The sequence below is a fragment of the Chryseobacterium sp. SIMBA_029 genome (assembly GCF_046535275.1).
Taxonomy (GTDB): Bacteria; Bacteroidota; Bacteroidia; order Flavobacteriales; family Weeksellaceae; genus Chryseobacterium.
Genome location: NZ_JAWRXA010000732.1, coordinates 1 through 244, shown reverse-complemented (window position 1 = coordinate 244; position 244 = coordinate 1). Strand labels below are relative to the sequence as shown.

The window sequence follows — 244 nt, the reverse complement described above, 5'->3', positions numbered from 1 at the left end:
AAAATTAATTCTTGGACACTTGTTTAGATTTATCCTCAATCTATTTTTTTCCTGTTTGATTATTCAAGGTTTGTTTAAAAATAGACAATGGACGATACAGGGAGCGATTATGATGGTGATCATTTTTGCAATTTCTTTATCCATTTATCTGTATTGTATTTATAACCATTTTGAAATAGGATATCTTTTTTCATTCTATATGAGAAGATTTGTAATACAACCTTTGATTATATTATTGATCATT

The 244-nt window shown here is 25.8% G+C and carries 1 protein-coding gene; it reads left to right on the top strand.

Annotation, left to right across the window (positions count from 1 at the left end; all coding sequences use genetic code 11):
• On the top strand, positions 1-244 hold a 244-nt coding region (locus SB679_RS25875; protein ID WP_410705241.1), incomplete at both ends, for an exosortase F system-associated membrane protein.